The 26,401-nt window shown below is 72.2% G+C and carries 22 protein-coding genes and 1 pseudogene; 17 read left to right on the top strand and 6 right to left on the bottom strand.

The features are described 5' to 3' along the window. Window positions 1-20: 20 nt before the first annotated feature. On the bottom strand, window positions 21-959 hold the full coding sequence (locus tag ACFZBD_RS10835) for a CAP domain-containing protein (RefSeq protein WP_391138861.1): 939 nt from the start codon (window positions 957-959) through the stop codon (window positions 21-23). A 169-nt stretch (window positions 960-1,128) separates the two neighbouring features. Here ACFZBD_RS10835 and ACFZBD_RS10830 point away from each other — a divergent pair, with 169 nt between their 5' ends. The 4 genes from ACFZBD_RS10830 to ACFZBD_RS10815 all read left to right on the top strand — a co-directional run bounded on the left by ACFZBD_RS10830 (window position 1,129) and on the right by ACFZBD_RS10815 (window position 7,382). Next, on the top strand, window positions 1,129-1,410 hold the full coding sequence (locus ACFZBD_RS10830; RefSeq protein WP_391138859.1) for an acylphosphatase: 282 nt from the start codon (window positions 1,129-1,131) through the stop codon (window positions 1,408-1,410). 403 nt (window positions 1,411-1,813) lie between these two features. Then, complete coding sequence (locus ACFZBD_RS10825; protein WP_391138857.1) at window positions 1,814-2,029, top strand: hypothetical protein; 216 nt, start codon at window positions 1,814-1,816, stop codon at window positions 2,027-2,029. 172 nt (window positions 2,030-2,201) lie between these two features. Beyond that, the gene (gene smc / locus ACFZBD_RS10820) at window positions 2,202-5,753 is read left to right on the top strand and encodes a chromosome segregation protein SMC (RefSeq protein ID WP_391138854.1); all 3,552 of its coding nucleotides are present in this window, start codon (window positions 2,202-2,204) and stop codon (window positions 5,751-5,753) included. A gap of 201 nt (window positions 5,754-5,954) precedes the next feature. Continuing rightward, on the top strand, window positions 5,955-7,382 hold the full coding sequence (locus ACFZBD_RS10815; RefSeq protein WP_391138852.1) for a sugar porter family MFS transporter: 1,428 nt from the start codon (window positions 5,955-5,957) through the stop codon (window positions 7,380-7,382). A 49-nt stretch (window positions 7,383-7,431) separates the two neighbouring features. Here ACFZBD_RS10815 and ACFZBD_RS10810 read toward each other — a convergent pair whose 3' ends face one another. Both ACFZBD_RS10810 and ACFZBD_RS10805 read right to left on the bottom strand, forming a co-directional pair. After that, window positions 7,432-8,403: an LLM class flavin-dependent oxidoreductase gene (locus ACFZBD_RS10810; RefSeq protein WP_391138850.1), complete on the bottom strand. Its 972-nt coding sequence runs from the start codon at window positions 8,401-8,403 to the stop codon at window positions 7,432-7,434. Window positions 8,404-8,465: 62 nt separating this feature from the next. Further along, window positions 8,466-9,944 carry a cytosine permease gene (locus ACFZBD_RS10805; protein WP_391138848.1) on the bottom strand — a complete coding sequence of 493 codons (1,479 nt, stop codon included), beginning with the start codon at window positions 9,942-9,944 and terminating at the stop codon, window positions 8,466-8,468. 85 nt (window positions 9,945-10,029) lie between these two features. Between ACFZBD_RS10805 and ftsY the strand changes: the two genes are divergently transcribed. After that, complete coding sequence (gene ftsY, locus ACFZBD_RS10800; protein WP_391138846.1) at window positions 10,030-11,262, top strand: signal recognition particle-docking protein FtsY; 1,233 nt, start codon at window positions 10,030-10,032, stop codon at window positions 11,260-11,262. 282 nt (window positions 11,263-11,544) lie between these two features. Here the strand turns inward: ftsY and ACFZBD_RS10795 are convergent, their stop codons facing one another. Then, window positions 11,545-12,198, bottom strand: coding sequence for a bifunctional DNA primase/polymerase (locus ACFZBD_RS10795; protein WP_391138844.1), 654 nt, complete (start codon window positions 12,196-12,198; stop codon window positions 11,545-11,547). A gap of 394 nt (window positions 12,199-12,592) precedes the next feature. On the opposite strand from ACFZBD_RS10795, the gene ACFZBD_RS10790 reads away from it, so the two are divergent. From ACFZBD_RS10790 to ffh, 5 genes are all read left to right on the top strand, one after another. Then, on the top strand, window positions 12,593-14,092 hold the full coding sequence (locus tag ACFZBD_RS10790; protein WP_391138842.1) for a hypothetical protein: 1,500 nt from the start codon (window positions 12,593-12,595) through the stop codon (window positions 14,090-14,092). 342 nt (window positions 14,093-14,434) lie between these two features. Further along, the gene (locus ACFZBD_RS10785; protein ID WP_391138840.1) at window positions 14,435-15,778 is read left to right on the top strand and encodes an ammonium transporter; all 1,344 of its coding nucleotides are present in this window, start codon (window positions 14,435-14,437) and stop codon (window positions 15,776-15,778) included. Next, entirely contained in the window at window positions 15,775-16,113 is a 339-nt protein-coding gene (locus tag ACFZBD_RS10780) for a P-II family nitrogen regulator (protein ID WP_006127894.1), read from the top strand. Before ACFZBD_RS10785 ends, ACFZBD_RS10780 begins: the two co-directional genes overlap by 4 nt. A gap of 22 nt (window positions 16,114-16,135) precedes the next feature. Continuing rightward, entirely contained in the window at window positions 16,136-18,658 is a 2,523-nt protein-coding gene (locus tag ACFZBD_RS10775; protein WP_391138838.1) for a [protein-PII] uridylyltransferase, read from the top strand. A 109-nt stretch (window positions 18,659-18,767) separates the two neighbouring features. Then, entirely contained in the window at window positions 18,768-20,321 is a 1,554-nt protein-coding gene (gene ffh / locus ACFZBD_RS10770; protein ID WP_391138836.1) for a signal recognition particle protein, read from the top strand. A 125-nt stretch (window positions 20,322-20,446) separates the two neighbouring features. Here ffh and ACFZBD_RS10765 read toward each other — a convergent pair whose 3' ends face one another. Continuing rightward, window positions 20,447-21,238, bottom strand: a complete 792-nt coding sequence (locus ACFZBD_RS10765; protein WP_391138834.1) for a TSUP family transporter — start codon at window positions 21,236-21,238, stop codon at window positions 20,447-20,449. A 260-nt stretch (window positions 21,239-21,498) separates the two neighbouring features. Then, window positions 21,499-22,248 carry a methyltransferase domain-containing protein gene (locus tag ACFZBD_RS10760; RefSeq protein WP_391138832.1) on the bottom strand — a complete coding sequence of 250 codons (750 nt, stop codon included), beginning with the start codon at window positions 22,246-22,248 and terminating at the stop codon, window positions 21,499-21,501. A gap of 393 nt (window positions 22,249-22,641) precedes the next feature. On the opposite strand from ACFZBD_RS10760, the gene ACFZBD_RS10755 reads away from it, so the two are divergent. The 7 genes and pseudogenes from ACFZBD_RS10755 (at window position 22,642) to rplS (ending at window position 26,116) form a co-directional block, all read left to right on the top strand. Then, window positions 22,642-23,235 (top strand): hypothetical protein, encoded by a 594-nt coding sequence (locus ACFZBD_RS10755; protein WP_391138830.1) that lies wholly within the window; start codon window positions 22,642-22,644, stop codon window positions 23,233-23,235. A gap of 33 nt (window positions 23,236-23,268) precedes the next feature. Next, window positions 23,269-23,346, top strand: a pseudogene (locus tag ACFZBD_RS10750) (hypothetical protein); the annotation flags it as partial. Between the two features lie 127 nt (window positions 23,347-23,473). Continuing rightward, entirely contained in the window at window positions 23,474-23,914 is a 441-nt protein-coding gene (gene rpsP, locus ACFZBD_RS10745) for a 30S ribosomal protein S16 (protein ID WP_391138828.1), read from the top strand. Window positions 23,915-23,916: 2 nt separating this feature from the next. Further along, a complete protein-coding gene (locus ACFZBD_RS10740; protein WP_033266910.1) occupies window positions 23,917-24,156 on the top strand; it encodes an RNA-binding protein in 240 nt (79 codons plus the stop codon). Between the two features lie 100 nt (window positions 24,157-24,256). After that, window positions 24,257-24,820, top strand: coding sequence for a ribosome maturation factor RimM (rimM, locus tag ACFZBD_RS10735; RefSeq protein WP_391138825.1), 564 nt, complete (start codon window positions 24,257-24,259; stop codon window positions 24,818-24,820). Beyond that, window positions 24,817-25,638: a tRNA (guanosine(37)-N1)-methyltransferase TrmD gene (gene trmD / locus ACFZBD_RS10730; RefSeq protein WP_391138823.1), complete on the top strand. Its 822-nt coding sequence runs from the start codon at window positions 24,817-24,819 to the stop codon at window positions 25,636-25,638. Before rimM ends, trmD begins: the two co-directional genes overlap by 4 nt. 127 nt (window positions 25,639-25,765) lie before the next feature. Further along, on the top strand, window positions 25,766-26,116 hold the full coding sequence (gene rplS / locus ACFZBD_RS10725) for a 50S ribosomal protein L19 (protein WP_215066458.1): 351 nt from the start codon (window positions 25,766-25,768) through the stop codon (window positions 26,114-26,116). Window positions 26,117-26,401: the final 285 nt, after the last annotated feature.

Genomic DNA, 26,401 nt, shown 5'->3' with positions numbered 1-26,401 from the left:
GTCGCTGACCTGCGGAAATCTTAGAAGCCGAAGTCCTGGGTCCACCACGGGCCGCCGGACGCGAAGTGGGCACCGACGCCCACCGTCGTGTAGTCGCAGTTCAGGATGTTGGCGCGGTGGCCGTCGCTGGCCATCCAGGACGCCATCACGGCCGCCGCGTCCGCTTGGCCGCGGGCGATGTTCTCGCCGCCCAAGCCGGATATGCCCGCCTTCTCGGCGCGTGCCCACGGGGTGGCGCCGTCCGGGTCGGTGTGGTCGAAGAAGCCGCGCTCGGCCATGTCCGCGCTGAACGCGCCGGCCAGCTTCGCCAGCTCGGCGTCCGAGCGCACCGGGCTGCAGCCCACCTTCGCCCGTTCCTCGTTGACCAGTCGGACGACCTCCGCCTCAGCGGCCGCCTCGCGGTCGACCGGTGCCGGGGCCTTCGTCGGCGGGGCCGGCTTCGCGGTCGTCGGAACAGGCTTCGGCGCCGCGGGCCGCTTGGTCCGGGGCGGTGTCTCCACCGTCTTCGACGGCTTCGCGGTCCTCGACGGAGGGGCGGACGGCTTCTTCGGCTTCGGGGCGGCGGTCGTCCGGGAGGGGGTGGGCGTCGGCTTCGCGGACGGCGTGGCCGTCTTCGAGGGGGTGCCGGTGCCCGGCCGCGCCGTCTCCGGGGTGGAGGCGCGGTCGGACGGGGTCGCCGAGGCGCCGCCCTGCGTCGTCAGCCGCGGAACCTGCGGGGATTGCGGCTGCGACCGGGTCTCGCCCGAGCCGACGCTGCCGACGGTGTGGGTCTCCCCGCCCGGAAGCAAGCCGGAGGCGACGGCGACCGCGCCGACCGCCACCGCGGCCGAGACGCCGAGCAGCCCGGTACGGACGGGCCCGCCCCGCTTCTTGCGGCGCGCACCCTGGTGCCGACGGTCCGCGCCGGCCGCGTACTCTTCTGCGGCGGGCGCGGCGCCGGAGCGACGATGGCGTCCCATCTGCTCTGCCTTCCTGACGACCTGTGCTGTGCTCTTTGCTGATCTTTGCTTCTGTGGATCATTCGAACGGGCCGCACTCGTATGGGTGAGCCTCATTCCGTCGGGACTGTACGCCATGCGGCGTGGGGGCGGTGGGCTCCTGCGGCAATTGGTTCGTTAGCGTTCAGCCATGAACGAAGACGTACGGCTCACCGCCTGGGTGCGCGGCCGAGTACAGGGAGTGGGCTTCCGCTGGTTCACCAGGGCAAACGCTCTGGAGATCGGAGGCCTGGTCGGCTTCGCCCTCAATCTCGACGACGGCCGTGTGCAGGTCGTGGCGGAAGGGGCGAGTGAGAATTGCCACCGCCTGCTCGACTGGCTCCGCTCGGCCGACACACCCGGGCGCGTGGACGGAGTCACTGAGATCTGGGACACGCCGCGCGGCGGCTACGACGGCTTCGCCATCCGCTGAGCCCGCCCGGAGCCCTTCGGCGACCCTCCGCCCGGCGGCCCGTGCGCCCACCGGGCGGACGTTCGAGGAACGGCCCGTGAAGGGGAAATGACCTGGTCGTTGCCGAGAAGCTCTTGCCTTGTCCGGCCGGCCGAGGAAGGATGATCTCGACAGCCCCCGAGGCACCGGGTCGAGAGGCGCCGCCGCATGGTCCGCGGCCGCTGCCCGCCGGTTGCCCCTTGATGAGGGGCGTGATCGTGTTGACCGTCAAACTTTTTGGTGAGATTCTGGAAGCCCCGCGCACCTGAGCTGTTCGGCAGTGAGAACGGGCACGACAAGCAGTACCGCCGAGCACCGCGGGTGCGAAATCCCTCACGACCCACACCGCAATCGGTCGGTCACTCAGTGTGGAGGACCATCCATCATGGCAAAGGCGCTTCTCGGTTACGTCGGCGGCTCCGACCCGCGACTCCTCGCCGAGATGCGACGGCTGCAGCAGCGCGTTCAGGACCTCGAGTCCGAGCTTGTACGGATTCAGTCCGAGAACGACGCGCTCAACGCGGCCGCCGCACATCACGGAGACTCGCTGCTTCACGGCATCGACCTCGACGTACCCCAGGCGGAGCCTGCGCTCACCTGACGCGACAACCCGCAAGGGTGAGGTGAGAGACACTCTCGCTGGCACAGCCAGATATGCAAGGGACGCTTCGGCGTCCCTTCTTTCTTGCCTCCCCCATGGCCCTCTCCCTGAGGGGGGATCTGCCCTTCGCCTTCACCGGTGAAACGCGTGTGCACCGGTAGAGTCCCGGGGCGTGCATCTCAAGGCCCTGACCCTTCGCGGTTTCAAGTCGTTCGCGTCCGCCACCACGCTGCGGTTCGAACCGGGGATCACCTGCGTCGTGGGCCCCAACGGATCCGGCAAGTCCAATGTCGTGGACGCGCTCTCCTGGGTCATGGGCGAGCAGGGCGCCAAGTCGCTGCGCGGCGGCAAGATGGAGGACGTCATCTTCGCCGGCACGACCGGGCGGCCCCCGCTCGGCCGCGCCGAGGTCTCGCTCACCATCGACAACGCCGACGGCGCCCTGCCCATCGACTACGCCGAGGTCACGATCACCCGGATCATGTTCCGGGGCGGCAGCAGCGAGTACCAGATCAACGGCGACACCTGCCGGCTGCTCGACATCCAGGACCTGCTCTCCGACTCCGGCATCGGCCGCGAGATGCACGTCATCGTCGGCCAGGGACAGCTGGACTCCGTCCTGCACGCCGACCCGATGGGCCGCAGGGCCTTCATCGAGGAGGCGGCCGGTGTCCTCAAGCACCGCAAGCGCAAGGAGAAGGCGCTGCGGAAGCTGGACGCGATGCAGGCCAACCTCGCGCGCGTGCAGGACCTCACCGACGAACTGCGCCGCCAGCTCAAGCCCCTCGGCCGGCAGGCCGCGGTCGCCCGCCGCGCCGCCGTCATCCAGGCCGACCTGCGCGACGCCCGGCTCCGGCTCCTCTCGGACGACCTCGTACGGCTCCGGGAGGCGCTGAGCGCCGAGGTCGCCGACGAGGCCGCGCTGCTCGCCCGGAAGGAGAGCGCCGAGACGGAGCTGCGGGCCGCGCTCGCCCGGGAGGCCGGCCTCGAGGACGAGGTCCGGCGGCTCGCCCCACGCCTCCAGCGCGCCCAGCAGACCTGGTACGAACTCTCCCAGCTCGCCGAGCGGGTGCGCGGCACCGTCTCGCTCGCCGACGCGCGCGTGAAGAGCGCCACCGCCCAGCCGCCGGAGGAGCGCCGGGGGCGCGACCCCGAGGACATGGAGCGCGAGGCCGCCCGGATCCGGGAGCAGGAGGCAGAGCTGGAGGCGGCTCTGGAGGCCGCCGAGCGGGCCCTGGAGGACACGGTCGCCCATCGCGCCGAGCTGGAGCGCGAACTGGCGGTCGAGGAGCGCCGCCTCAGGGACGTGGCCCGCGCCATCGCCGACCGGCGCGAAGGGCTGGCCCGGCTGCACGGTCAGGTCAACGCGGCCCGTTCGCGCGCCGCGTCCGCGCAGGCCGAGATCGACCGGCTGGCCGCCGCCCGCGACGAGGCAGGGGAGCGGGCCGTCCTCGCCCAGGAGGAGTACGAGCAGCTCAAGGCCGAGGTCGACGGGCTCGACGCGGACGACAGCGCGCTGGGGGAGCGGTACGAGACCGCCCGCCGGGACCTCGCCGAGGCGGAGGCGGCGCTCTCCGCCGCCCGGGACGCCGCCGCCGCGGCCGACCGCTCCCGGGCGGCGACCCGGGCCCGCCACGAAACCCTGGCTCTGGGCCTGCGCCGCAAGGACGGGACGGGGGCGCTGCTGGCCGCCCGCGACGACCTCACCGGCCTCCTCGGCCCCGCCGCCGAACTCCTCACCGTCACCCCCGGGCACGAGGTCCCGCTCGCCGCCGCCCTCGGCGCCGCGGCGGACGCGGTCGCCGTCTCGGGCCCCGCCACCGCGGTCGAGGCGCTGCGCCTGCTGCGCAAGCAGGACGGGGGCCGGGCGGCGCTGCTGCTCACCGGGGCGCAGGCCCCGGCCGAGACCCCGGTGCCCCCGGAGGCCGCCCGGGCGGCCTCCTTCGTGCGCGGCCCCGAGGAGCTGATGGGCGCGGTACGGCGCCTGCTCGACGGGATCGTCGTCGTCGGAACCCTGGAGGAGGCCGAGGAGCTGGTCCGCGCGCATCCGGGGCTCACCGCCGTCACCGCCGAGGGCGACCTGCTCGGGGCGCACTTCGCGCAGGGCGGCTCCGCGGGGGCGCCGAGCCTGCTCGAAGTGCAGGCGTCCGTGGACGAGGCCGCGGCCGAGCTCGGGGAGCTGGCCGTGCGCTGCGAGGAGCTGGCCGGCGCCCAGCACGAGGCCGGCGAGCGCCGCCGGACCGCCGCCGCGCTTGTCGAGGAGCTGGCCGAGCGCCGCCGCGCCGCCGACCGCGAGAAGTCCGCGGTCGCCCAGCGCCTGGGCCGTCTCTCGGGACAGGCCCGTGGCGCGGCGGGGGAGGCCGAGCGGACCGCCGCGGCCGCCGCCCGCGCCCAGGAGGCCCTGGAGAAGGCGCTGGAGGAGGCCGAGGAGCTGGCCGAGCGCCTGCTCGTGGCCGAGGAGACCCCGGCCGAGGAGGAGCCCGACACCTCCGTGCGCGACCGGCTCGCCGCCGACGGAGCCAACGCCCGCCAGACGGAGATGGAGGCCCGGTTGCAGCTCCGTACCCACGAGGAGCGGGTCAAGGGCCTCGCCGGGCGGGCCGACTCCCTCGACCGGGGCGCCCGCGCCGAACGTGAGGCACGCGCGCGTGCGGAACGCCGCCGTGCCCGGCTGCGCCACGAGGCGGAGGTCGCCCGCGCCGTCGCCGCGGGAGCCCGGCAGCTCCTCGCCCACATCGAGGTCTCCCTGGTCCGCGCCGAACAGGAGCGCGTCCTGGCCGAGTCCGCGAAGGGCGCCCGCGAGGAGGGCCTGGCCGCCGCCCGCGCCCGTGGCCGCGAGCTGAAGGCCGAGCTCGACAAGCTCACCGACTCCGTGCACCGCGGTGAGGTGCTCGGCGCGGAGAAGCGGATGCGGATCGAGCAGCTGGAGACCAAGGCCCTGGAGGAGCTGGGCGTCGAGCCGGCCGGCCTGGTCGCGGAGTACGGCCCCGACCAGCTCGTACCGCCGTCGCCGCCGGCGGAGGGCGAGACGCTGCCCGAGGACCCGGACCATCCGCGCAACCGGCCGCGGCCCTTCGAACGCGCGGAGCAGGAGAAGCGGCTCAAGGCCGCCGAACGGGCGTACCAGCAACTCGGAAAGGTGAATCCGCTCGCTCTGGAGGAGTTCGCGGCGCTGGAGGAACGCCACAACTTCCTCTCCGAGCAGCTCGAAGACCTGAAGAAGACCCGGGCCGACCTCCTCCAGGTGGTGAAGGAGGTCGACGTCCGCGTCGAACAGGTCTTCACCGAGGCGTTCCGGGACACCGCCCGCGAGTTCGAGGGCGTCTTCTCGCGGCTCTTCCCCGGCGGCGAGGGACGGCTCGTCCTGACCGACCCCGACAACATGCTGACCACCGGCGTCGACGTGGAGGCCCGCCCGCCGGGCAAGAAGGTCAAGCGGCTCTCGCTGCTCTCCGGCGGGGAACGTTCGCTGACCGCCGTGGCGATGCTCGTCTCCATCTTCAAGGCGCGCCCCAGCCCCTTCTACGTCATGGACGAGGTCGAGGCGGCGCTGGACGACACCAACCTCCAGCGGCTGATCCGGATCATGCGGGAGCTGCAGGAGTCCTCGCAGCTGATCGTGATCACCCATCAGAAGCGGACGATGGAGGTCGCGGACGCGCTGTACGGCGTTTCCATGCAGGGCGACGGGGTATCGAAGGTCATCAGCCAGCGGCTGCGATAGACCACCTCATTCAAGACTTGTACACATGGGGGATCAATCACGGCCTCAATTCACAAGAGGGCAAGCCTTGACTTCGAAACTTGAAGGCATAGTCTCTGCAGCGTTACTTTTACCTTCAAGTGGTGGGCGGCGTGAAGTTGTGCGCCACTGGAAGGGCTCGCCCCCCACGCCCCGGCGATGCCGGAGCCTCCAGGAGTCCATGTGACCAGCACCGCGCAGGCGCCCCCGCCCTCCGAAGGCCGAGCCGCCCACCCGGACCACCTCGGCCACGTCATCTTCATCACGGCGTCCGCCGCGATGGGCGGCTTCCTCTTCGGCTACGACAGCTCCGTCATCAACGGCGCCGTCGAGGCGATCCGGGACCGCTACGACATCGGATCCGGCACGCTCGCCCAGGTCATCGCGATCGCCCTGATCGGCTGCGCCATCGGCGCCGCGACCGCCGGACGGATGGCCGACAAGATCGGCCGCATCCGGTGCATGCAGATCGCCGCCGTGCTGTTCACCATCAGCGCCGTCGGGTCGGCGCTGCCGTTCGCCCTCTGGGACCTCGCCTTCTGGCGGATCGTCGGCGGCTTCGCCATCGGCATGGCCTCCGTGATCGGCCCCGCCTACATCGCCGAAGTCGCCCCCGCCGCCTACCGCGGCCGCCTCGGCTCCTTCCAGCAGGCCGCGATCGTCATCGGCATCGCCATCTCCCAGCTGGTCAACTACGGCATCCTGCAGCTCGCCGACGGCGACCAGCGGGGCGAGATCGGCGGCCTGGAAGCCTGGCAGTGGATGCTCGGCGTGATGGTGGTCCCCGCACTCCTCTACGGCCTGCTCTCCTTCGCCATCCCGGAGTCCCCCCGCTTCCTCATCTCCGTCGGCAAGATCGGCAAGGCCAAGGAAGTCCTCTCCGAGGTCGAGGGCAAGGGCGTCGACCTCGACCACCGCGTGAGCGAGATCGAGCAGGCCATGCGCCGCGAGCACAAGTCCACGATCAGGGACCTGTTCGTGAACGGCAGCCGCTTCAAGCTGCTCCCGATCGTCTGGGTCGGCATCGGACTCTCCGTCTTCCAGCAGCTCGTCGGCATCAACGTCGCCTTCTACTACTCCTCGACGCTCTGGCAGTCGGTCGGCATCGACCCCTCCAGCTCGTTCTTCTACTCGTTCACCACGTCGATCATCAACATCATCGGCACCGTGATCGCGATGGTCCTGGTCGACCGGGTGGGCCGCAAGCCGCTGGCCCTCGTCGGCTCCGTCGGCATGGCGATCGCCCTCGCCGTCGAGGCCTGGGCCTTCTCCGCCGACCTCGTCGACGGCAAACTCCCCGAGACCCAGGGCGTCGTGGCCCTCGTCGCCGCCCACGTCTTCGTGCTCTTCTTCGCCCTCTCGTGGGGCGTGGTGGTCTGGGTCTTCCTCGGCGAGATGTTCCCCAACCGGATCCGCGCCGCTGCCCTCGGCGTCGCCGCCTCCGCGCAGTGGATCGCCAACTGGGCCATCACCGCGAGCTTCCCGTCCCTCGCGGACTGGAACCTCTCCGGCACCTACATCATCTACACGGTCTTCGCCGTGCTCTCCATCCCCTTCGTACTGCGGTACGTCAAGGAGACGAAGGGCAAGGCGTTGGAGGAGATGGGCTAAACCCCGCTGCCCCGCTCCTCGAACACGGATACTGCCCCGGCTCAGGGCCCTATGCCCTGAGCCGGGGCAGTACGTCGTCCCCGAACAGCCGCAGCCCGCGCCACGCCTCCTCGACCGGCATCCCGCCGCACAGCGGATGCAGGACCACGCTCTCCAGACCCAGCGCCAGGCACTCGTCCGGCGTCACGATCCGGTACACCCCCTCCGCCCGCAGCTCCTCGACCGTCGAGGCCGCCGACCGCACCGCCGACCGGATGTCCTTCGACTGCCAGGAGGCGTAGGTGCGCGCCTCGTGCAGGAAGTGCTTGCCGTAGAGCGCCCAGCACCGGTCCGGATCCTCCGACAGGTGCAGCAGCGGGGTCTCCCGCGCCGGCATCATCGTCCAGCCCTCCGTGCCGTACTCCGCGCACAGCCGCCGGTAGTGCTCCTCCAGCTCCGGCAGGTGCGCGCTCGGGAAGAACGGCAGGCCCAGCCGGGCCGCCCGCCGCGCCGCCGCCTTCGAGGACCCTCCCACCAGCAGCAGCGGATGCGGCTGGGTGAAGGGCCGCGGAGTGATCCGTACCGTACGGCCCTCGTAGGTGAACGGCTCCCCGGTCCACGCCCGCAGCAGGGTCTCCAGGAGCAGGTCCTGGAGCTTCCCGCGCCGGCCCCAGTCGACCCCGCGCTCCTCGTACTCCTCCGGGCGGTAGCCGATGCCCGCCACCGTCACCAGCCGGCCCCCGCTCAGCAGATCGAGGACCGCGATCTCCTCGGCCAGCCGCAGCGGGTCGTGCAGCGGGCCGATGGCGGCGGACACGGTGACCGCGATCCGCCGCGTCGCCCCGAACACGGCGCCGGCGAAGGCGAAGGGGGAGGGGAGCCAGTTGTCCGCGACACCGTGGTGTTCCTCGGTCTGGACGGTGTCGACCCCCCGCTCGTCGGCGTAGGCCGCCATGGCCAGGGCCGCGCGGTAGCGCTCCGAGAGGGACTCGGGGGTCGCGTCCGGATCGACGAGGTTGAACCGTACGACTGTGAAGGGCATGGCGAGTCCCCCTCCGCGGGCTCGGGAAGCCGGTGCGAAGGGGGACGGTATCTGACGTGACGTCAGATGGAAACAGTCTCGGAGTCGCTCTCCGGAACGGCCCCGCGGGCCCCGGCCGACCCGACGGCCTCCCGCGCGGGCGTCCGCGGCAGCACGGCGTACAGCACACCCGACACCACGATCGTCGCCGCCCAGCCCAGCCCGTTCTCACCGATCCAGGAGGACGCCAGCGGACCGGAGAACCAGTCGACCTTCGTGAACAGCAGACCGGCGACCAGCGCCACGGCCCACGCCGTCATCGCCTGCCAGGCGAAACCGCCCCGGTACCAGTACGCACTGGTCCGCGTGGTGTCCATCAGCGCCACCCCGTCGTACGACCGCCGCCGCAGCATGTCGACGCCGAAGACGCCGATCCAGGCGGAGAACGCCACCGCGAGCAGCGTGAGGAACGAGATGAACGAGCCGATGAAGCTCGTCGCCACCACCATCAGCAGGAAACCGAAGACCAGGCTGATCACGGCGTTCACGCTGACCGCCGCCGCACGCGACACCTTGATGCCGAGCGTCTGCGCGGTGAACCCGGCCGAGTACATCGACATGGAGTTGATCAGCAGCATCCCGATCAGCGCGATCACCAGGTACGGCACGGAGATCCAGGCCGGCAGCAGCTCGCCGATGAACGACACCGGGTCCTGCGCCGAAGCCAGACTCGGCGTCCCCACCGCCATCACCGCGCCCATCAGGACCATCGGCAGCACGACGATCCCGGCACCGCCGACCGTCGCGCCGACCATCGCCCGGGACGACGCCGTACGCGGCAGATACCGCGTGAAGTCCGGCCCCGACGGCACCCAGCTGATGCCGCCCGCCGCGATGGTGCCGATGCCCGCGATCATCATCGCCGTCGAACCGGCCGGCTTGTCGAAGACCGCCGACCAGTCGGTGTCGGCGACCAGATAGACCAGCACGAGCACGGAGAACGCGCCGAAGAGGTACGTCGACCACGTGCTGCACACCCGCAGCGCGTTGATGCCCAGACCCGAGACCAGGAACGTGCAGGCGACGAAGAGGAGCAGCGTCACCACGATCAGCGGCGTGCTCGACTCCACCCCGAAGAGCAGATCGAGCACCGTCAGCACCGCATAGGCGCCGGTCACCGCGTTGATGGTCTCCCAGCCCCAGCGGGCCACCCAGATCAGCGAACCCGGGAAGAGATTGCCCCGCTGCCCGAACACGGCCCGCGACAGTGCCATGCCCGGCGAACCGCCGCGCTTCCCCGCGATCGAGATCAGACCGACGATGCCGTACGACAGCACCGGAGCCGCGATCGCGACGACGAGGACCTGCCAGAAGTTCAGGCCGTTGAAGACGATCAGGCCGGCGCCCATCGTGAGAAGAAGCACACTGATGTTGGCGGCGACCCAGGTCGGGAAGAGCTCGCGCGCACGGCCCGTGCGCTCGCTGTCGGGGACGGGCTCGAGACCGCGGGTCTCCAGGGCGCCGTCGCTCGTCGCGCCTTCGGCTTCGGAGGCGTGGGGCATGGGGGTACTCCGTACAGATGTGGGGGGACGCACCCACCCTACGTGCTCTCCCAACCGCCGGGTCGTGGCCGATACTGGACGGGTTATGGAACTCATCCTTGCTGTAGTCATCGCTCTCGTCGTCGCGGTCGTCGTGACCAGCGGGCTCGTGATCAGCGGCCGCAAGAAGAAGCAGCTGCCGCCGGCCGAGGCTCCGACCACCCCACCGACCATCACCGCTCCGCCCGCCGAACCGCACGTCGGTGACGAGGCGGAGACACCGCGGGACGAACCACGCCGCACGATCGAGGAGGTCGGCCTCCCGACCGCCGAGGAGGCCGTCGAGACCCCGGCCGCCCTCGAGGACCCGGTCGTCGCGGAGGCGCCCCCCGCCCCCGTGATCGAGGTGCCCGAGCCGACCGCGGGCCGTCTCGTACGCCTGCGGGCCAAGCTCGCCCGCTCCCAGAACTCCCTCGGGAAAGGGCTGCTCACGCTGCTGTCCCGCGAGCACCTCGACGAGGAGACCTGGGAGGAGATCGAGGAGACCCTCCTCACCGCCGACGTCGGCGTCGCCCCCACCCAGGAGCTGGTCGACCGGCTCCGCGAGCGCGTCCGGGTGCTCGGCACCCGCACCCCGGACGACCTGCGCACCCTGCTCCGCGAGGAGCTCGTCACCCTGCTCGGCGACTTCGACCGCTCGGTGAAGACCGAGAGCGCCCCCGGCACCCCCGGCGTCGTCATGGTCGTCGGCGTCAACGGCACCGGCAAGACCACCACCACCGGCAAGCTCGCCCGGGTCCTGGTCGCCGACGGCCGCACGGTCGTCCTCGGCGCCGCCGACACCTTCCGCGCCGCCGCCGCCGACCAGCTCCAGACCTGGGGCGAGCGCGTCGGCGCCCGCACCGTCCGCGGACCCGAGGGCGGCGACCCGGCGTCGATCGCCTTCGACGCCGTCAAGGAGGGCATCGCGGAGGGCGCCGACGTCGTCCTCATCGACACCGCCGGCCGGCTGCACACCAAGACCGGTCTCATGGACGAGCTCGGCAAGGTCAAGCGCGTGGTCGAGAAGCACGGCCCGCTCGACGAGGTGCTGCTCGTCCTGGACGCCACGACCGGTCAGAACGGGCTCATCCAGGCCCGGGTCTTCGCCGAGGTCGTCGACATCACCGGCATCGTCCTCACCAAGCTCGACGGCACGGCCAAGGGCGGCATCGTCGTCGCCGTCCAGCGCGAGCTGGGCGTCCCCGTCAAGCTGGTCGGCCTGGGCGAGGGCCCGGACGACCTGGCGCCCTTCGAGCCCGGCGCGTTCGTCGACGCCCTGATCGGCGACGGCGCCTGAGTCCCCCCTCGCACCGCGCACCGACGGCTCGGGCCGGACCTCCTCAGGGGGCCCGGCCCGAGCCGTCCGCCGTGCGGCCCCGCTCGGCGCGCGAGCAGGACCGGATTCCTAGGGCGTGTTTCGAAAGTAGCGTCGTCCGCCCGCAGGGCGGGGCCGGGGGCGTCTGGTGCGTGCGATCGCAAGGCGGAGGAAGGAGAGCGCAGCGGGCTGCGCCGACGACCGACAACGCGGCGAGCGCGCGTGCCAGGCGCCCCCGGCCAGACGGGACTTTCGAAACACGCCCTAGAAGTGGGTGCGGTGGCAGATGTACGCCAGGGTCCCGAGCAGCAGCCGGGCCTGCGGCGGCGCCCCCGCCGTGTCCAGCGTCGGCGGCCGCAGCCAGCGGACCGGCCCCAGGCCGCCGAGATCCGACGGCGGGGCGGTGAGATACGCGCCGGCACCCACGCCGTGCAGGTCCAGATCGGCGTCGTCCCAGCCCATTCGGTACAGCAGGCCCGGCAGCTCCGCGGCCGCGCCCGGCGCCACGAAGAACTGTGCTCGCCCCGTCGGCGTCGCGCACACCGGGCCCAGCGGCAGACCCATGCGCTCCAGCCGGACCAGCGCCCGGCGGCCCGCCGTCTCGGCGACCTCGATCACGTCGAAGGAGCGGCCCACCGGGAGCAGCAGCGCCGCCCCCGGATACCGCGACCACGCCTTGGTCGCGTCGTCCAGGCCCGCGCCCGCCGGGACCGCCTCGGCGAACGGGAGCGGATGCGCCCCCGGGGCCGTACACGACCGGTCGCCGCAGGAGCACTGGCCGGACACGGCCCGGGTGCCGGGGAGCACGTCCCAGCCCCACAGTCCGGTGTACTCGGCCACCGCCGTGCATTCACTGGTGCGGAAGCGGCGGCGCGAGCCGGACCGCATCTCACGCATGCCGCCGATCGTGAAGCCCATGCCCCCTCCAACGGGTCGGACGCGCCGGTGGTTACGACCCGGAACCCCTCCGTCACGCTCCGTCGCGGCCGGCTGGCGCGCGGTGGCGGGTGAGGTGGTGCGGACCGCCGCGCGCGCCTCCTCGCGCTTCGCTCCGCCGACCCCGGTTCGTCGCATGTCAAGTGAATCGTGTTCGGCGGCAGGCGAGTTCATTCGAAGGGGTGGCGAATGGTGGCGTTTCTTGAATCGCCCTCGCCGGACGGGTGATCGTAGGATTACTTTCGGTGCACGAGCCCAAGAGTTCCTTGCGCGCACGGGTATGCCGGAGGCAACTCGGTTTCCTGTTCGAAGGGGTGCAAGTCCCGGACGGAGGACTCGACCGACGGCATTCTGGTAAGGGTTCGCGCAACAAGTCATGGATGAGGATGGGGGCGTTCCCGTGGGCGGCAACGGCGATGACGGAACGACCGCCGGCAAGCGCCCCAACGAACAGTTGAGTTCGTGGTTCGTGCGCAGCGGCTGGTCGAAGGGCGAGCTCGCACGCCAGGTGAACCGCAGGGCCCGTCAGATGGGCGCGCACCACATCAGCACCGACACCTCGCGGGTACGCCGCTGGCTCGACGGCGAACAGCCCCGCGAACCCATCCCGCGGATCCTCTCCGAGCTGTTCTCCGAGCGGTTCGGCTCCGTCGTCGCCGTCGAGGACCTCGGACTGCGCACCGCCCACCAGGCCCCGTCCGTCTCCGGCGTCGACCTGCCCTGGGCCGGCCCCCAGACCGTCGCCCTGCTCAGCGAGTTCTCCCGCAGCGACCTGATGCTCGCCCGCCGCGGCTTCCTCGGCACCTCCCTCGCGCTCGCGGCCGGACCCGCCCTCATCGAGCCCATGCAGCGCTGGCTCGTCCCCACCCCCGCCGTCGAGACCGACCGCCCTGAGCCGGCCTTCGACACCCGCCGCCCGAACCGGCTCTCCACGGGCGAGCTGGACCTCCTCGAATCCACCACCGCCATGTTCCGCCAGTGGGACGCCCAGTGCGGCGGCGGACTGCGCCGCAAGGCGGTCGTCGGCCAGCTCCACGAGGTCACCGACCTGCTCCAGGAGCCCCAGCCCGCCGGGGTCGCCCCGCGCCTCTTCAAGTGCGCCGCGGAACTCGCCGAACTCGCCGGCTGGATGAGCTACGACGTCGGTCTGCAGCCCACCGCCCAGAAGTACTTCGTCCTCGCCCTGCACGCCGCCAAGGAGGCCGGGGACAAGCCGCTCGGCTCGTACATCCTCTCCTCGATGAGCCGCCAGATGATCCACCTCGGCCGGCCCGACGACGCCCTCGAACTCATCCACCTCGCCCAGTACGGCAGCCGCGACTGCGCCACCCCGCGCACCCAGGCCATGCTGTATGCGATGGAGGCCCGCGCCTACGCCAACATGGGCCAGCCCAGCAAGTGCAAGCGGGCCGTGCGAATGGCCGAGGACACCTTCGCCGACGTCGGCCTGGACGGCGAGCCCGAACCCGACTGGATCCGCTTCTTCTCCGAAGCCGAACTCAACGGCGAGAACTCGCACTCCTACCGCGACCTCGCCTACGTCGCCGGACGCTCCCCGACCTACGCCTCCCTCGCCGAACCCGTCATGGAGCGCGCCGTCCAGCTCTTCGAGAAGGACCCCGAGCACCAGCGGTCGTACGCACTCAACCTCATCGGCATGGCCACCGTGCACCTCCTCAAGCGCGAGCCCGAGCAGTCCGCCCGCCTCGCCGAGACGGCGCTCGTGGTCGCCCGCAAGGTCCGCTCCGAGCGGGTCAACACCAGGCTCCGCAAGACCGTCGACACCGCCGCCCGCGACTTCGGGGACGTCGCCGAGGTCGTCCAGCTCACCGACCGGCTCACCGCCCTGCTGCCCGAGACCGCCGAGGCGGTCTGACCCCCCGCCGGCGCGGCCCGCGACCGCCGCCCCGGCCCCCCGACCCCGGCCGCGACAGCCATCCCGTAACGCCCGACTCGGCTCCCCCGCCGCAAGGTCACACGGATGCTGTCGCGGCCGGCCTCACACCGCCCGGCGGCCCCCGCGCGTTACACGACCGTGACCCGGCGGTTCACAGTCGCGTAACACGCCCCACCCCTTCGTCACTGCGCCGAAACATCGTGCGGCATCGACGGAAACGGCGCTGCGCCAACCTCATGGCGCATAACCGGCCACCCCTCAGGCCGAGCCGCTCTCCGGCCCCGCCCCCGCACAGGCCGCACCGACGACGAGGAGACGCCGATGGCACCAGCCATCACGACCCTGGCAGCAGACGCCCCCGAGCTGTCCGCCGCCAACACCGGGTTCATGCTCATCTGCTCCGCCCTGGTCATGCTGATGACCCCGGCACTCGCCTTCTTCTACGGAGGCATGGTCCGCGTCAAGTCCACCCTCAACATGCTGATGATGAGCTTCATCAGCCTCGGGATCGTCACGATCCTCTGGGTGCTCTACGGCTTCAGCATGGCCTTCGGCACCGACTCCGGATCGCTCATCGGCTGGTCCTCCGAGTACGTCGGCCTCAGCGGCATCGGCGTCACCGAGCTGTGGGACGGCTACACCATCCCGGTGTACGTCTTCGCCGTCTTCCAGCTCATGTTCGCCGTCCTCACCCCGGCCCTCATCAGCGGCGCCCTCGCCGACCGCGTGAAGTTCACCGCCTGGGCCCTCTTCATCGCCCTGTGGGTCACCGTCGTCTACTTCCCCGTCGCCCACTGGGTCTGGGGCTCCGGCGGCTGGCTCTTCGAGATGGGCGTCATCGACTTCGCCGGCGGCACCGCCGTCCACATCAACGCCGGAGCCGCCGCCCTCGGCGTCATCCTGGTCATCGGCAAGCGCGTCGGCTTCAAGAAGGACCCGATGCGCCCGCACAGCCTCCCGCTGGTCATGCTCGGCGCCGGCCTGCTCTGGTTCGGCTGGTTCGGCTTCAACGCCGGCTCCTGGCTCGGCAACGACGACGGCGTCGGCGCCGTGATGTTCGTCAACACCCAGGTCGCCACCGCCGCCGCCATGCTCGCCTGGCTCGCCTACGAGAAGATCCGCCACGGCTCCTTCACCACCCTCGGCGCCGCCTCCGGCGCGGTCGCCGGACTCGTCGCCATCACCCCGGCCGGCGGCGCCGTCAGCCCGCTCGGCGCGATCGCCGTCGGCGCCATCGCCGGACTCGTCTGCGCCCTGGCCGTCGGCCTGAAGTACAAGTTCGGCTACGACGACTCCCTCGACGTCATCGGCGTCCACCTCGTCGGCGGCGTCATCGGCTCCCTCCTCGTCGGCCTCTTCGCCACCGGCGGCGTCCAGTCCGACGCCAAGGGCCTCTTCTACGGCGGCGGCCTCGAACAGCTCGGCAAGCAGGCCATCGGCGTCGTCGCCGTCCTCGCCTACTCTCTGATCGCCTCCGCGATCCTCGCGCTCCTCATCGACAAGACGATGGGCATGCGGGTCAGCGAGGACGACGAGGTCTCCGGCATCGACCAGGTCGAGCACGCCGAGACCGCGTACGACTTCAGCGGAGCCGGTGGCGGCGCCTCCTCGCGCTCCACCGCCCCCGCCCCCGCCGTCACGCAGCCCAAGAAGGTGGACGCATGAAGCTCATCACCGCAGTCGTCAAGCCGCACCGGCTCGACGAGATCAAGGAAGCCCTCCAGGCCTTCGGAGTCCAGGGCCTGACGGTCACCGAGGCCAGCGGCTACGGCCGCCAGCGCGGGCACACCGAGGTCTACCGCGGCGCCGAGTACACCGTCGACCTCGTCCCCAAGATCCGCATCGAGGTCCTCGTCGAGGACGAGGACGCCGAACAGCTCATCGAGGTCGTCGTCAAGGCCGCCAGGACCGGCAAGATCGGAGACGGCAAGGTGTGGAGCGTGCCCGTCGACACCGCCGTACGCGTCCGCACCGGCGAACGCGGTCCGGACGCACTGTAGACAACGGACAGGGAGCTGCTGGGTGACGACCGTCGATGTGAGTACGCGAGCGGAAGAGCCGGGACCCAGCGGCTACGCGGCGGCCCGACTGCGCCTCCTCGAGGAGAAGGCGCGGTCCGGGCCGCCGCGCCGTACCGCCCTCGCCCGGCTCACCGACACCTGGCTGACCGGCCTCTTCGACGGCGCCCGCCCGCCCCGAGGGGTGGCGCTCGTCGCCGTCGGCGGCTACGGACGCGGCGAGCTCTCCCCCCGCAGCGACCTCGACCTGCTCCTCCTCCACGACGGCTCCACCGACCCCGGCACCCTCGCCACCCTCGCCGACCGCGTCTGGTACCCCGTCTGGGACCTCGGCCTCGCCCTCGACCACTCCGTCCGCACCCCCGCCGAAGCCCGCAGGACCGCCGGCGACGACCTCAAGGTCCAGCTCGGACTCCTCGACGCCCGGCATATCGCCGGCGACCACGCCCTCGCCGCCGACCTGCGCACCACCGTCCTCGCCGACTGGCGCAACCAGGCACCCCGACGCCTCCCCGAACTCCACGAACTCTGCCGCGAGCGGGCCGAACGCATGGGGGAGCTGCGCTTCCTCCTCGAACCCGACCTCAAGGAGGCCAGGGGCGGCCTCCGCGACGCCCAGGTCCTGCGCGCTGTCGCCGCCTCCTGGCTCGCCGACGCACCCCGCGAAGGCCTCGACGACGCCCGGCGCCGGCTCCTGGACACCCGCGACGCCCTCCACCTCGCCACCGGCCGGGCCACCGACCGGCTCGCCCTCCAGGACCAGGACGCCGTCGCCGAGCACCTCGGCCTCCTCGACGCCGACACCCTGCTCCGCCAGGTCTACGAAGCCGCCGGCACCCTCTCGTACGCCACCGACGTCACCTGGCGTGAGGTCAACCGCGTCCTCAAGGCCCGCTCCGCCCGCCCCCGGCTGCGCACCCTCCTCGGCGGCCGGGCCGGCGGCGGAAAACCGCCCGTCGAACGCACCCCGCTCGCCGAGGGCGTCGTCGAGATGGACGGCGAGGTCGTCCTCGCCCGGAGCGCCCGGCCCGAACGCGACCCCGTCCTGCCCCTGCGCGCCGCGGCCGCCGCCGCCCAGTCCGGCCTCCCCCTCTCCCCGCACGCCGTACGCCGCCTCGCCGCCACCGCCCCACCGCTCCCGGTGCCCTGGCCCGCCGAAGCCCGCGAGGAACTCGTCACCCTCCTCGGCGCCGGCGAACCCACCGTGCCGGTCTGGGAGGCGCTGGAGGCCGAAGGGCTCGTCACCCGCCTCCTGCCGGACTGGGAACGGGTGCGCTGCCGCCCCCAGCGCAACGCCGTCCACACCTGGACCGTCGACCGCCACCTCGTCGAGACCGCCGTCCGGGCCTCCTCCCTGACCCGCCGCGTCGGCCGCCCCGACCTGCTCCTGGTCGCCGCACTGCTCCACGACATCGGCAAGGGCTGGCCCGGCGACCACTCCGTCGCCGGCGAGACCATCGCCCGTGACGTCGCCACCCGCATCGGCTTCGACCGCGCCGACGTGGGCGTCGTCGCCACCGCCGTACGCCACCACCTGCTGCTCGTCGACACCGCCACCCGGCGCGACCTCGACGACCCGGCCACCGTCACCTCCGTCGCCACCGCCGTCGGCACCCTCGGCACCCTGGAGCTGCTGCACGCCCTCACCGAGGCCGACGCCCTGGCCACCGGACCCGCGGCCTGGTCCTCCTGGCGCGGCTCGCTCGTCGCCGACCTGGTGAAACGGGTCGCCGCCGTCCTCGCCGGCGAGCCCACCCCACACCCCGAGGCCGCCGCGCCCAGCGCCGAACAGGAACGACTCGCCATCGAGGCCCTCCGCACCGGGGAGCCCGTACTCGCCCTGCACACCCGGCCCGAACCGGCGGACGCCCCCGACCGGACCGACAGCGCGGCCGCCCCGGAGCGCGCCGCCGCCGGCCCCTCCGAGGCACCCCCCGGGGACACCGACGGCTCCGAGCCGGTCGGCGTCGAACTGCTCATCGCCCTCCCGGAACGCCCCGGCGTCCTGCCCGCCGTGGCCGGCGTCCTCGCCCTGCACCGCCTCACCGTCCGCGCCGCCGACCTGCGCGCCGTCGAACTCCCGACAGAACTCGGCACCGGCCAGGTCCTCGTCCTGAACTGGCGGGTCGCGGCGGAGTACGGCTCCCTGCCCCAGGCCACCCGGCTCCGCGCCGACCTGGTCAGGGCGCTGGACGGCTCCCTGGACATCCCCGCCCGCCTCGCCGAACGCGAGGCCGCCTACCCCCGGCGGCGCGGGGTGACCGCCCCGCCCCCGCGCGTCACCGTCGCCGCCGCCGACTCCCGCCTCGCCACCGTCATCGAGGTCCGCGCCCAGGACGCCCCCGGCCTCCTCCACCGCATCGGCCGCGCCCTGGAAGGCGCGACGGTACGGGTCAGGAGCGCCCACGTGTCGACCCTCGGGGCCAACGCCGTGGACACGCTGTACGTCACCCGCCCCGACGGCTCCCTCCTCCCCGACGCGGAGGCCGCGGACCTGGCGCGCGCCCTGGAGAACGCCCTGCGCTGAGGGGGCGGGACGGGGTCGGGGGAATCGCCGCCCGGGCCGCGCGCCGCACCCGATACCCTGGAGGGCAATCCGTCCACCCGTCCCCGAGACCCGAGGATCCGCGACCGCCGTGTTCGATACCCTCTCCGACCGCCTTGCAGCGACCTTCAAGAACCTCCGCGGCAAGGGGCGCCTGTCCGAGGCGGACATCGACGCCACCGCGCGCGAGATCCGTATCGCCCTCCTCGAGGCGGACGTCGCCCTGCCCGTCGTCCGGGCGTTCATCCGACAGGTCAAGGAGCGGGCGACCGGCGCCGAGGTCTCCCAGGCGCTGAACCCGGCCCAGCAGGTCATCAAGATCGTCAACGAGGAGCTCGTCGGCATCCTCGGCGGCGAGACCCGGCGCCTGCGGTTCGCCAAGACCGCGCCCACCGTGATCATGCTGGCCGGCCTCCAGGGTGCGGGCAAGACCACCCTCGCCGGCAAGCTCGGTCTCTGGCTCAAGGGCCAGGGCCACTCCCCGCTGCTCGTCGCCTGCGACCTCCAGCGCCCCAACGCCGTCACCCAGCTCGGCGTCGTCGCCGACCGCGCCGGCGTCGCCTTCTACGGCCCGCAGCCCGGCAACGGCGTCGGCGACCCGGTCCAGGTCGCCAAGGACTCGATCGAGTACGCGCGCGGCAAGCAGTACGACATCGTGATCGTCGACACCGCCGGCCGCCTCGGCATCGACGCCGACATGATGCAGCAGGCCGCCGACATCCGTGACGCGGTCAGCCCCGACGAGGTCCTCTTCGTCGTCGACGCCATGATCGGTCAGGACGCGGTCAACACCGCCGAGGCCTTCCGCGACGGCGTCGGCTTCGACGGCGTGGTGCTCTCCAAGCTCGACGGCGACGCCCGCGGTGGTGCCGCGCTCTCCATCGCGCACGTCACCGGCAAGCAGATCATGTTCGCCTCCAACGGCGAGAAGCTGGACGAGTTCGACGCGTTCCACCCGGACCGCATGGCGTCCCGCATCCTCGGCATGGGCGACATGCTCTCGCTCATCGAGAAGGCCGAGCAGACCTTCAGCCAGGAAGAGGCCGCCAAGATGGCCTCCAAGCTGGCGTCCAAGAAGGGGCAGGAGTTCACGCTCGACGACTTCCTGGCCCAGATGGAGCAGGTCCGCAAGATGGGCTCCATCTCCAAGCTGCTCGGCATGCTGCCCGGTATGGCGCAGATGAAGGACCAGATCAACAACATCGACGAGCGCGACGTCGACCGCACGGCCGCCATCATCAAGTCGATGACCCCCGGCGAGCGCCATGACCCGACGATCATCAACGGCTCGCGCCGGGCCCGTATCGCCAAGGGTTCGGGCGTCGAGGTCAGCGCGGTCAAGGGGCTCGTCGAGCGGTTCTTCGAGGCCCGCAAGATGATGTCCCGCATGGCCCAGGGCGGCGGCATGCCCGGCATGCCGGGGATCCCCGGCATGGGCGGCGGCCCGGGCCGGCAGAAGAAGCAGATCAAGCAGGCCAAGGGCAAGCGCAAGAGCGGCAACCCGATGAAGCGCAAGGCCGAGGAAGAGGCCGCCGCGGCGCGGCGCGAGCAGGCCCAGGCGGGCGGCGCCTTCGGCCTGCCCGCCGCCGGCCAGGGCCCGCAGGACTTCGAGCTCCCGGACGAGTTCAAGAAGTTCATGGGCTGACCGTTCGACGGCCCCGCCGCTCGGCGGGCTTGAGCGTGTGCGGGTGAGGGGCCCGGGACGGCTGTACGCAGCCGTCCCGGGCCCCTCACCGCTGTCCGGCCCCGTCCTGCCCGGGGCGGCTTCCGTCAGGCGAGCACCTGGAGCGCGTACGTCGCTCCGACGGCGGTGGCGAGGACGCCGAGGAGGAGCCGCAGGGCGGTCTCGGGCAGGCGGGGCTGGAGACGGGCGCCGAGATAGCCGCCGATCAATCCGCCGACCCCGCAGGCCAGGCCCAGCCACCAGTCCGGGGCGATGTCGCCCGAGCCGACGAGCGACAGCAGCGCGAACGCGGCGGCGCCGGCCACGGAGGTGACGAACGTGGTCGCGAGCGCCGCCGGGGCGACCAGGGCCATCGGGAGCCCGCGGGCCGCGAGGACCGGCCCGATGAGGGACCCGCCGCCGATGCCGTAGATCCCGCCCACCACCCCGACCGACAGCGCGAGGGCCGTCAGCGCCGCCGGGGACGGCTCCCCCGCCGATCCGGACGGGCCCGCGGAACGGCGGGGGAGGAGGGTGCGGACACACAGCCACAGCCCGAGCGGCAGGAGCAGGCCGGCGATCAGCAGCCGGAAGACCCCCGGCCCCGGAAGGACGTGGACACGGATCGCGGCGCCGAGGACCACGCCGGGGAGCGTGCCGGCCACCAGCCGCCGCGCCAGGCCCCCGCGCAGCGCGCCGTCCCGGCGGTACCGCCAGAGCGCCCCGGGCCCCGCCACCACGTTGAACAGCAGGTTCGTCGGAGTGACGGCGGGGTTGGGCACCCCGAAGACGCTCAGATGGACCGGCAGCAGGAACACCGCGCCCGAGACGCCCACCGGGGCGGTCACCAGCGCGATCAGCAGACCGGCCACCAGCCCCGCGCCCACCGTCCACTCCACCCGTGCCCCTGTCTCCCACCGCGACCGCCGCTGCCTCCGCTGTCTCCGCTGCCTCCGCTCTACGACCGCGGCGCGGTCAGTATGGGGGCCGCCGGGGCGTGGGCGCGTACCGGCAACACAGTGTTCACGCGGCGGTGGCCCGCGTACGGCGCAGGCGCGCCCGGGGCCGCGAGACGTACGAACCCCGGGCGGGAGCGAGACGTACGCGCCCCGCGCGTCTCCGGTCGCCCGGACCGGCACCCGCGGCGGCGACGGTCAGGTCAGGGCACGCGGGCGATGAGATAGCGGAAGACATTCGGCATCCACACCGTCCCGTCCGCGCGGACGAACGGGTCAAGGGCCTCCAGGATCTCCTTCTCCACCTGCGCCGCTTCCGTCGCGCGGATCGCCGCGTCGAAGTCGCCCGTCGAGAGCAGCCCGCGGACCGCGCTGTCCGTGTCCGCGTAGCCGAACGGGCACGACACCCGGCCCGAGCCCTCCGGCCGCAGCCCCGAGCGGGAGACCACCTCCTCCAGCTCGTCGCGCGGCGCCGGACCCCCGCCGGCCAGCCGGGCCGCGACCCGCAGGACCGACGCCGTCGCACACCGCTCGGGCGGCCCCCAGCCCGCGAGCACGACCGCCGCACCCGACTGGGCCGAAGGAGTGACGGCGACCAGCTCCCGGCCGGTCCCCTCGGACGGGTGGAAGGCGGTGATCACGTCGTACGGCGGTCCGGACGGATCCCCGGCCTGCGCCGGATCGCCCTCCACGATCGCGTGCCCCCCGCCCGCGGCGAGCCGCTCCCTGGCCAGCTCCACGCGCGCGTGGTCCCCGTCCACGCCGGTGACCCGTGCGCCCCGCGCGGCCGCCATCAGCAGCGCGAGGCCCGAGCCGCAGCCGAGCCCGAGGACCTGGGACCCGGGGCCCAGGCCGAGACGGTCGTACACCGCCTCGTAGAGCGGGACCAGCATGCGCTCCTGGATCTCTGCCCAGTCACGCGCGGGGTGGTGCGGGACGAGCGTAGGTGTCATGGAATGCGCCCCAATCAGTGCCTCGTCGACAGCCCCCGTGTCCAAGTTGCTCCCGCATCCCCCCGTATGCCAGGGAACTGCGCTTCCGTGCCCGCGTCCAGTGCTCGGGCCGCATCACTTCCCTTCGGGTGACGACTTCCCCCACGGGGTGGTGCGCCGTCGCACCCCGGCACCCGGTACTGTCCTGCCAGGCCCCCCGGGCGCGTACGCGACCCCTACGCGCCGGGGCGTATGCGCCGCTACGCACCAGCTTGGCGCCCACTGCGCGGCTTCTCCGCAGTTCGGCGCACTGGCCCTCCTCCGGACGCATGAGCGGCAACTGACGGGTACGTGCAAATTATTTGGGATGCCCCGGAATGGAACCCGGGGGCGTCTCGGCTCGTTGTACGCGACGTGAGCACGACACCACCTGTTCTCGCCGCAGAGCTGGCACAGGCGTGGGCCGACATTCAGCGGCACCACCCCGAGCTGCCCGATCTTGCCGCGCCCGAGTCCCTGATCGGAGAGTCCTCGTCCGCCTGTGGCGCCGAACTCTCCTTCGAGCGACTGCTTCACGAAGCAGTCCACGGCATCGCAGCCGCCCGAGGAGTCCGAGACACCTCGCGCGCCGGCCGCTACCACAACCGCAGATTCCTGGCGATCGCCGAGGAGATGGGCCTCGACCACCCCGAGGAGCCGCACGCGAGCAGCGGCTTCTCCCTGGTCACGCTCAACCCCGAGGCCCGCAGGCGCTACCGCCCCACCATCGAGCGGCTCCAGCGGGCCCTCAAGGCGCACACCGTCGCCACGGCCGCCGACACCAAGCGGTCCTTCCGAGGCCCGGCCGCCCGCCACGGCTCCTCCGGCGGAGGCGTCCGCGTCAAGGCCGTCTGCGACTGCGGGCGTAACGTCCGCGTCGTCCCCTCCGTCCTCGCCCAGGCCCCCATCATGTGCGGCGGCTGTGGCAAGCCCTTCCGCATCCCGGAGACCGTCGGCGCGACCGGCTGAACGAAGGCGCAGGCCGCCTTCCGCGGGCGCGCCCGCGCCGGGTCCCGGCCGGGCCGGGTGCCGCCCCTGGCCGGGGTCCGGCGCGCCGCGCGCGTGTGGCACAATGGCTAGCTGTACTCGACAGCCGCATAGGACCCCTCTCTCCTCCGGCTGACGCGTCCATCGGGCACCCGAGTACCGCAACCCCACGTGGCATCTCATGTGCCCAACCACGTCAAGACCAGGAGACACCACTCCAGTGGCAGTCAAGATCAAGCTCAAGCGCCTCGGCAAGATTCGCCAGCCGCACTACCGCATCGTCGTCGCCGACTCCCGCACCCGCCGGGACGGTCGTGCGATCGAGGAGATCGGTCTGTACCACCCGACGTACAACCCGTCGAAGATCGAGGTCGACTCCGAGCGTGCGCAGTACTGGCTGTCCGTCGGCGCCCAGCCGACCGAGCCGGTCCTCGCCATCCTGAAGCTCACCGGCGACTGGCAGAAGCACAAGGGCCTCCCGGCCCCCGCGCCGCTGCTGCAGCCGGCGACCAAGGAGGACAAGCGCGCCTCCTTCGACGTGTTCGCCAAGACCCTCGAGGGCGACGACGCCAAGGGTGAGGCCATCACCCCGAAGGCGAAGAAGGCCGACAAGAAGGCGGACGAGGCCGAGGCCGCGTCCACCGAGTCGACCGAGGCCTGAGCATGCTCGAGGAGGCTCTCGAGCACCTCGTGAAGGGCATTGTCGACAACCCCGACGACGTGCAGGTCGCCTCGCGCACCCTGCGCCGTGGCCGCGTCCTGGAAGTCCGGGTCCACCCGGACGACCTCGGCAAGGTGATCGGCCGTAACGGCCGCACCGCGCGTGCGCTGCGTACCGTCGTGGGCGCCATCGGCGGCCGTGGCATCCGCGTCGACCTCGTCGACGTGGATCAGGTCCACTGACAACAGTCGACCGTTCCACAGAAGATGCGCCGGCAACGGGCCGGGGAGGGCATGACGCCCACCCCGGCCCGTCGTCGTCCGACAGGAGAGTGTGTACGTCGTGCAGCTGGTAGTCGCGCGGATCGGCCGCGCCCACGGGATCAAGGGCGAAGTCACCGTCGAGGTGCGTACCGACGAGCCCGAGCTCAGGCTCGCCCCCGGAGCCGTCCTGGCCACCGACCCGGCCTCCGCCGGTCCGCTGACCATCGAGACCGGCCGCGTCCACAGCGGACGGCTGCTCCTCCGCTTCGAGGGCGTCCGCGACCGCAACGGCGCCGAGGCCCTGCGCAACATCCTGCTCATCGCCGACATCGACCCCGACGAGACGCCGGAGGAGGACGACGAGTACTACGACCACCAGCTCATGGACCTGGACGTCGTACTCGCCGACGGCACCGAGATCGGCCGGATCACCGAGATCTCCCACCTGCCGTCCCAGGACCTCTTCATCGTCGAGCGGCCGGACGGCGTCGAGCTGATGATCCCCTTCGTCGAGGAGATCGTCACCGAGATCGACCTGGAGCGGCAGCGCGCCGTCATCGACCCGCCGCCCGGCCTCATCGACGACCGCGCCGAGATCGTCTCCACCCGGGACGAGGACGCCTCCGGGGACGGCGACGCATGAGGCTCGACGTCGTCACGATCTTCCCCGAGTACCTCGACCCCCTGAACGTCTCCCTCGTCGGCAAGGCACGCGCGCGTGGACAGCTCGACGTCCACGTGCACGACCTGCGCGCCTGGACCCACGACCGGCACAACACCGTCGACGACACCCCCTACGGCGGCGGCCCGGGCATGGTCATGAAGACCGAGCCCTGGGGCGAGGCCCTGGACCAGACCCTCGCCGACGGCTTCGAGGCGGGCGCCCACGGCCCGGTCATGGTCGTCCCCACCCCCAGCGGCCGCCCCTTCACCCAGGAACTGGCCGTCGAACTCTCCGAGCGGCCCTGGCTGATCTTCACGCCCGCCCGCTACGAAGGCATCGACCGCCGGGTCATGGACGAGTACGCCACCCGCATGCCGGTCTACGAAGTCTCCATCGGCGACTACGTCCTGGCCGGCGGCGAGGCCGCCGTCCTCGTCGTCACCGAGGCCGTCGCCCGCCTGCTGCCCGGAGTCCTCGGCAACGCCGAGTCCCACCGCGACGACTCCTTCGCCCCCGGCGCCATGGCCAACCTCCTCGAAGGCCCCGTCTACACCAAGCCCCCGCAGTGGCGCGGCCACGGCATCCCCGACGTACTCGTCAGCGGACACCACGGAAAGATCGCGCGCTGGCGGCGCGACGAGGCGTTCCGGCGTACGGCGGCCCACCGCCCCGACCTGATCGAGCGCTGCGACCCGTCCCTCTTCGACAAGAAGGACCGGGAGATCCTCTCGATGATGGGCTGGGCCCCCGAGCCCGGCGGCCGATTTTGGCGTAGGCCCGACGGCGTGGAAGAATAGGCCGCTGCTGTCTGTCCGGCGTGCGCCCCTGCCACAGGGGGAACGACGCCCGCCCGGCGCGACGGCGCTCCATTCACTTCGAACGTACCGCTGATGACCTGTGGCATCAGCGAGGAAAGAGACCTCCATGGCCTCCCTGCTCGACTCGGTCACCGCGGGTTCGATCCGCACCGACCTCCCCGCCTTCCGCCCCGGCGACACCGTGAACGTCCACGTGCGCGTCATCGAAGGCAACCGCTCCCGTATCCAGCAGTTCAAGGGCGTCGTCATCCGCCGCCAGGGCTCGGGCGTCAGCGAGACCTTCACGGTCCGCAAGGTCTCGTTCTCCGTCGGCGTCGAGCGCACCTTCCCGGTGAACAGCCCGATCTTCGAGAAGATCGAGCTCGTCAGCCGCGGTGACGTCCGTCGCGCCAAGCTCTACTACCTCCGTGAGCTGCGCGGCAAGGCTGCCAAGATCAAGGAGAAGCGCGACAACTGAGCCTCGGCTCACCGTTCGCGCGGAGCTTCGGAACACTGACTCACAGGGCGGCCGGATAGGCTCTGCCCCCGATGGACACCGAAGCACAGCACACGGAGCGCAGCCGCTCCTCCGAGACGGAGGAGCGGCTGCGCTCCGCGCGTATGTCGGGGGACAGGGTGGAGAACGGAGCCGCCGACGTCCCGGAGCCGCAGACACGGAGCGGCCACGCCCGCTCCGCCGGCCGGCCGCCGGAGCACGCGGAGGGCCATGCCGCGGGGGACGCCTCAGGCGCGGAGACGCCGA

Source organism: Streptomyces sp. NPDC008121, assembly GCF_042957155.1.
In the GTDB taxonomy this organism is placed as follows: Bacteria; Actinomycetota; Actinomycetes; order Streptomycetales; family Streptomycetaceae; genus Streptomyces.
The sequence above is the reverse complement of the archived record's forward strand: the minus strand, read 5'-3'. Positions and strand labels throughout refer to the sequence as shown.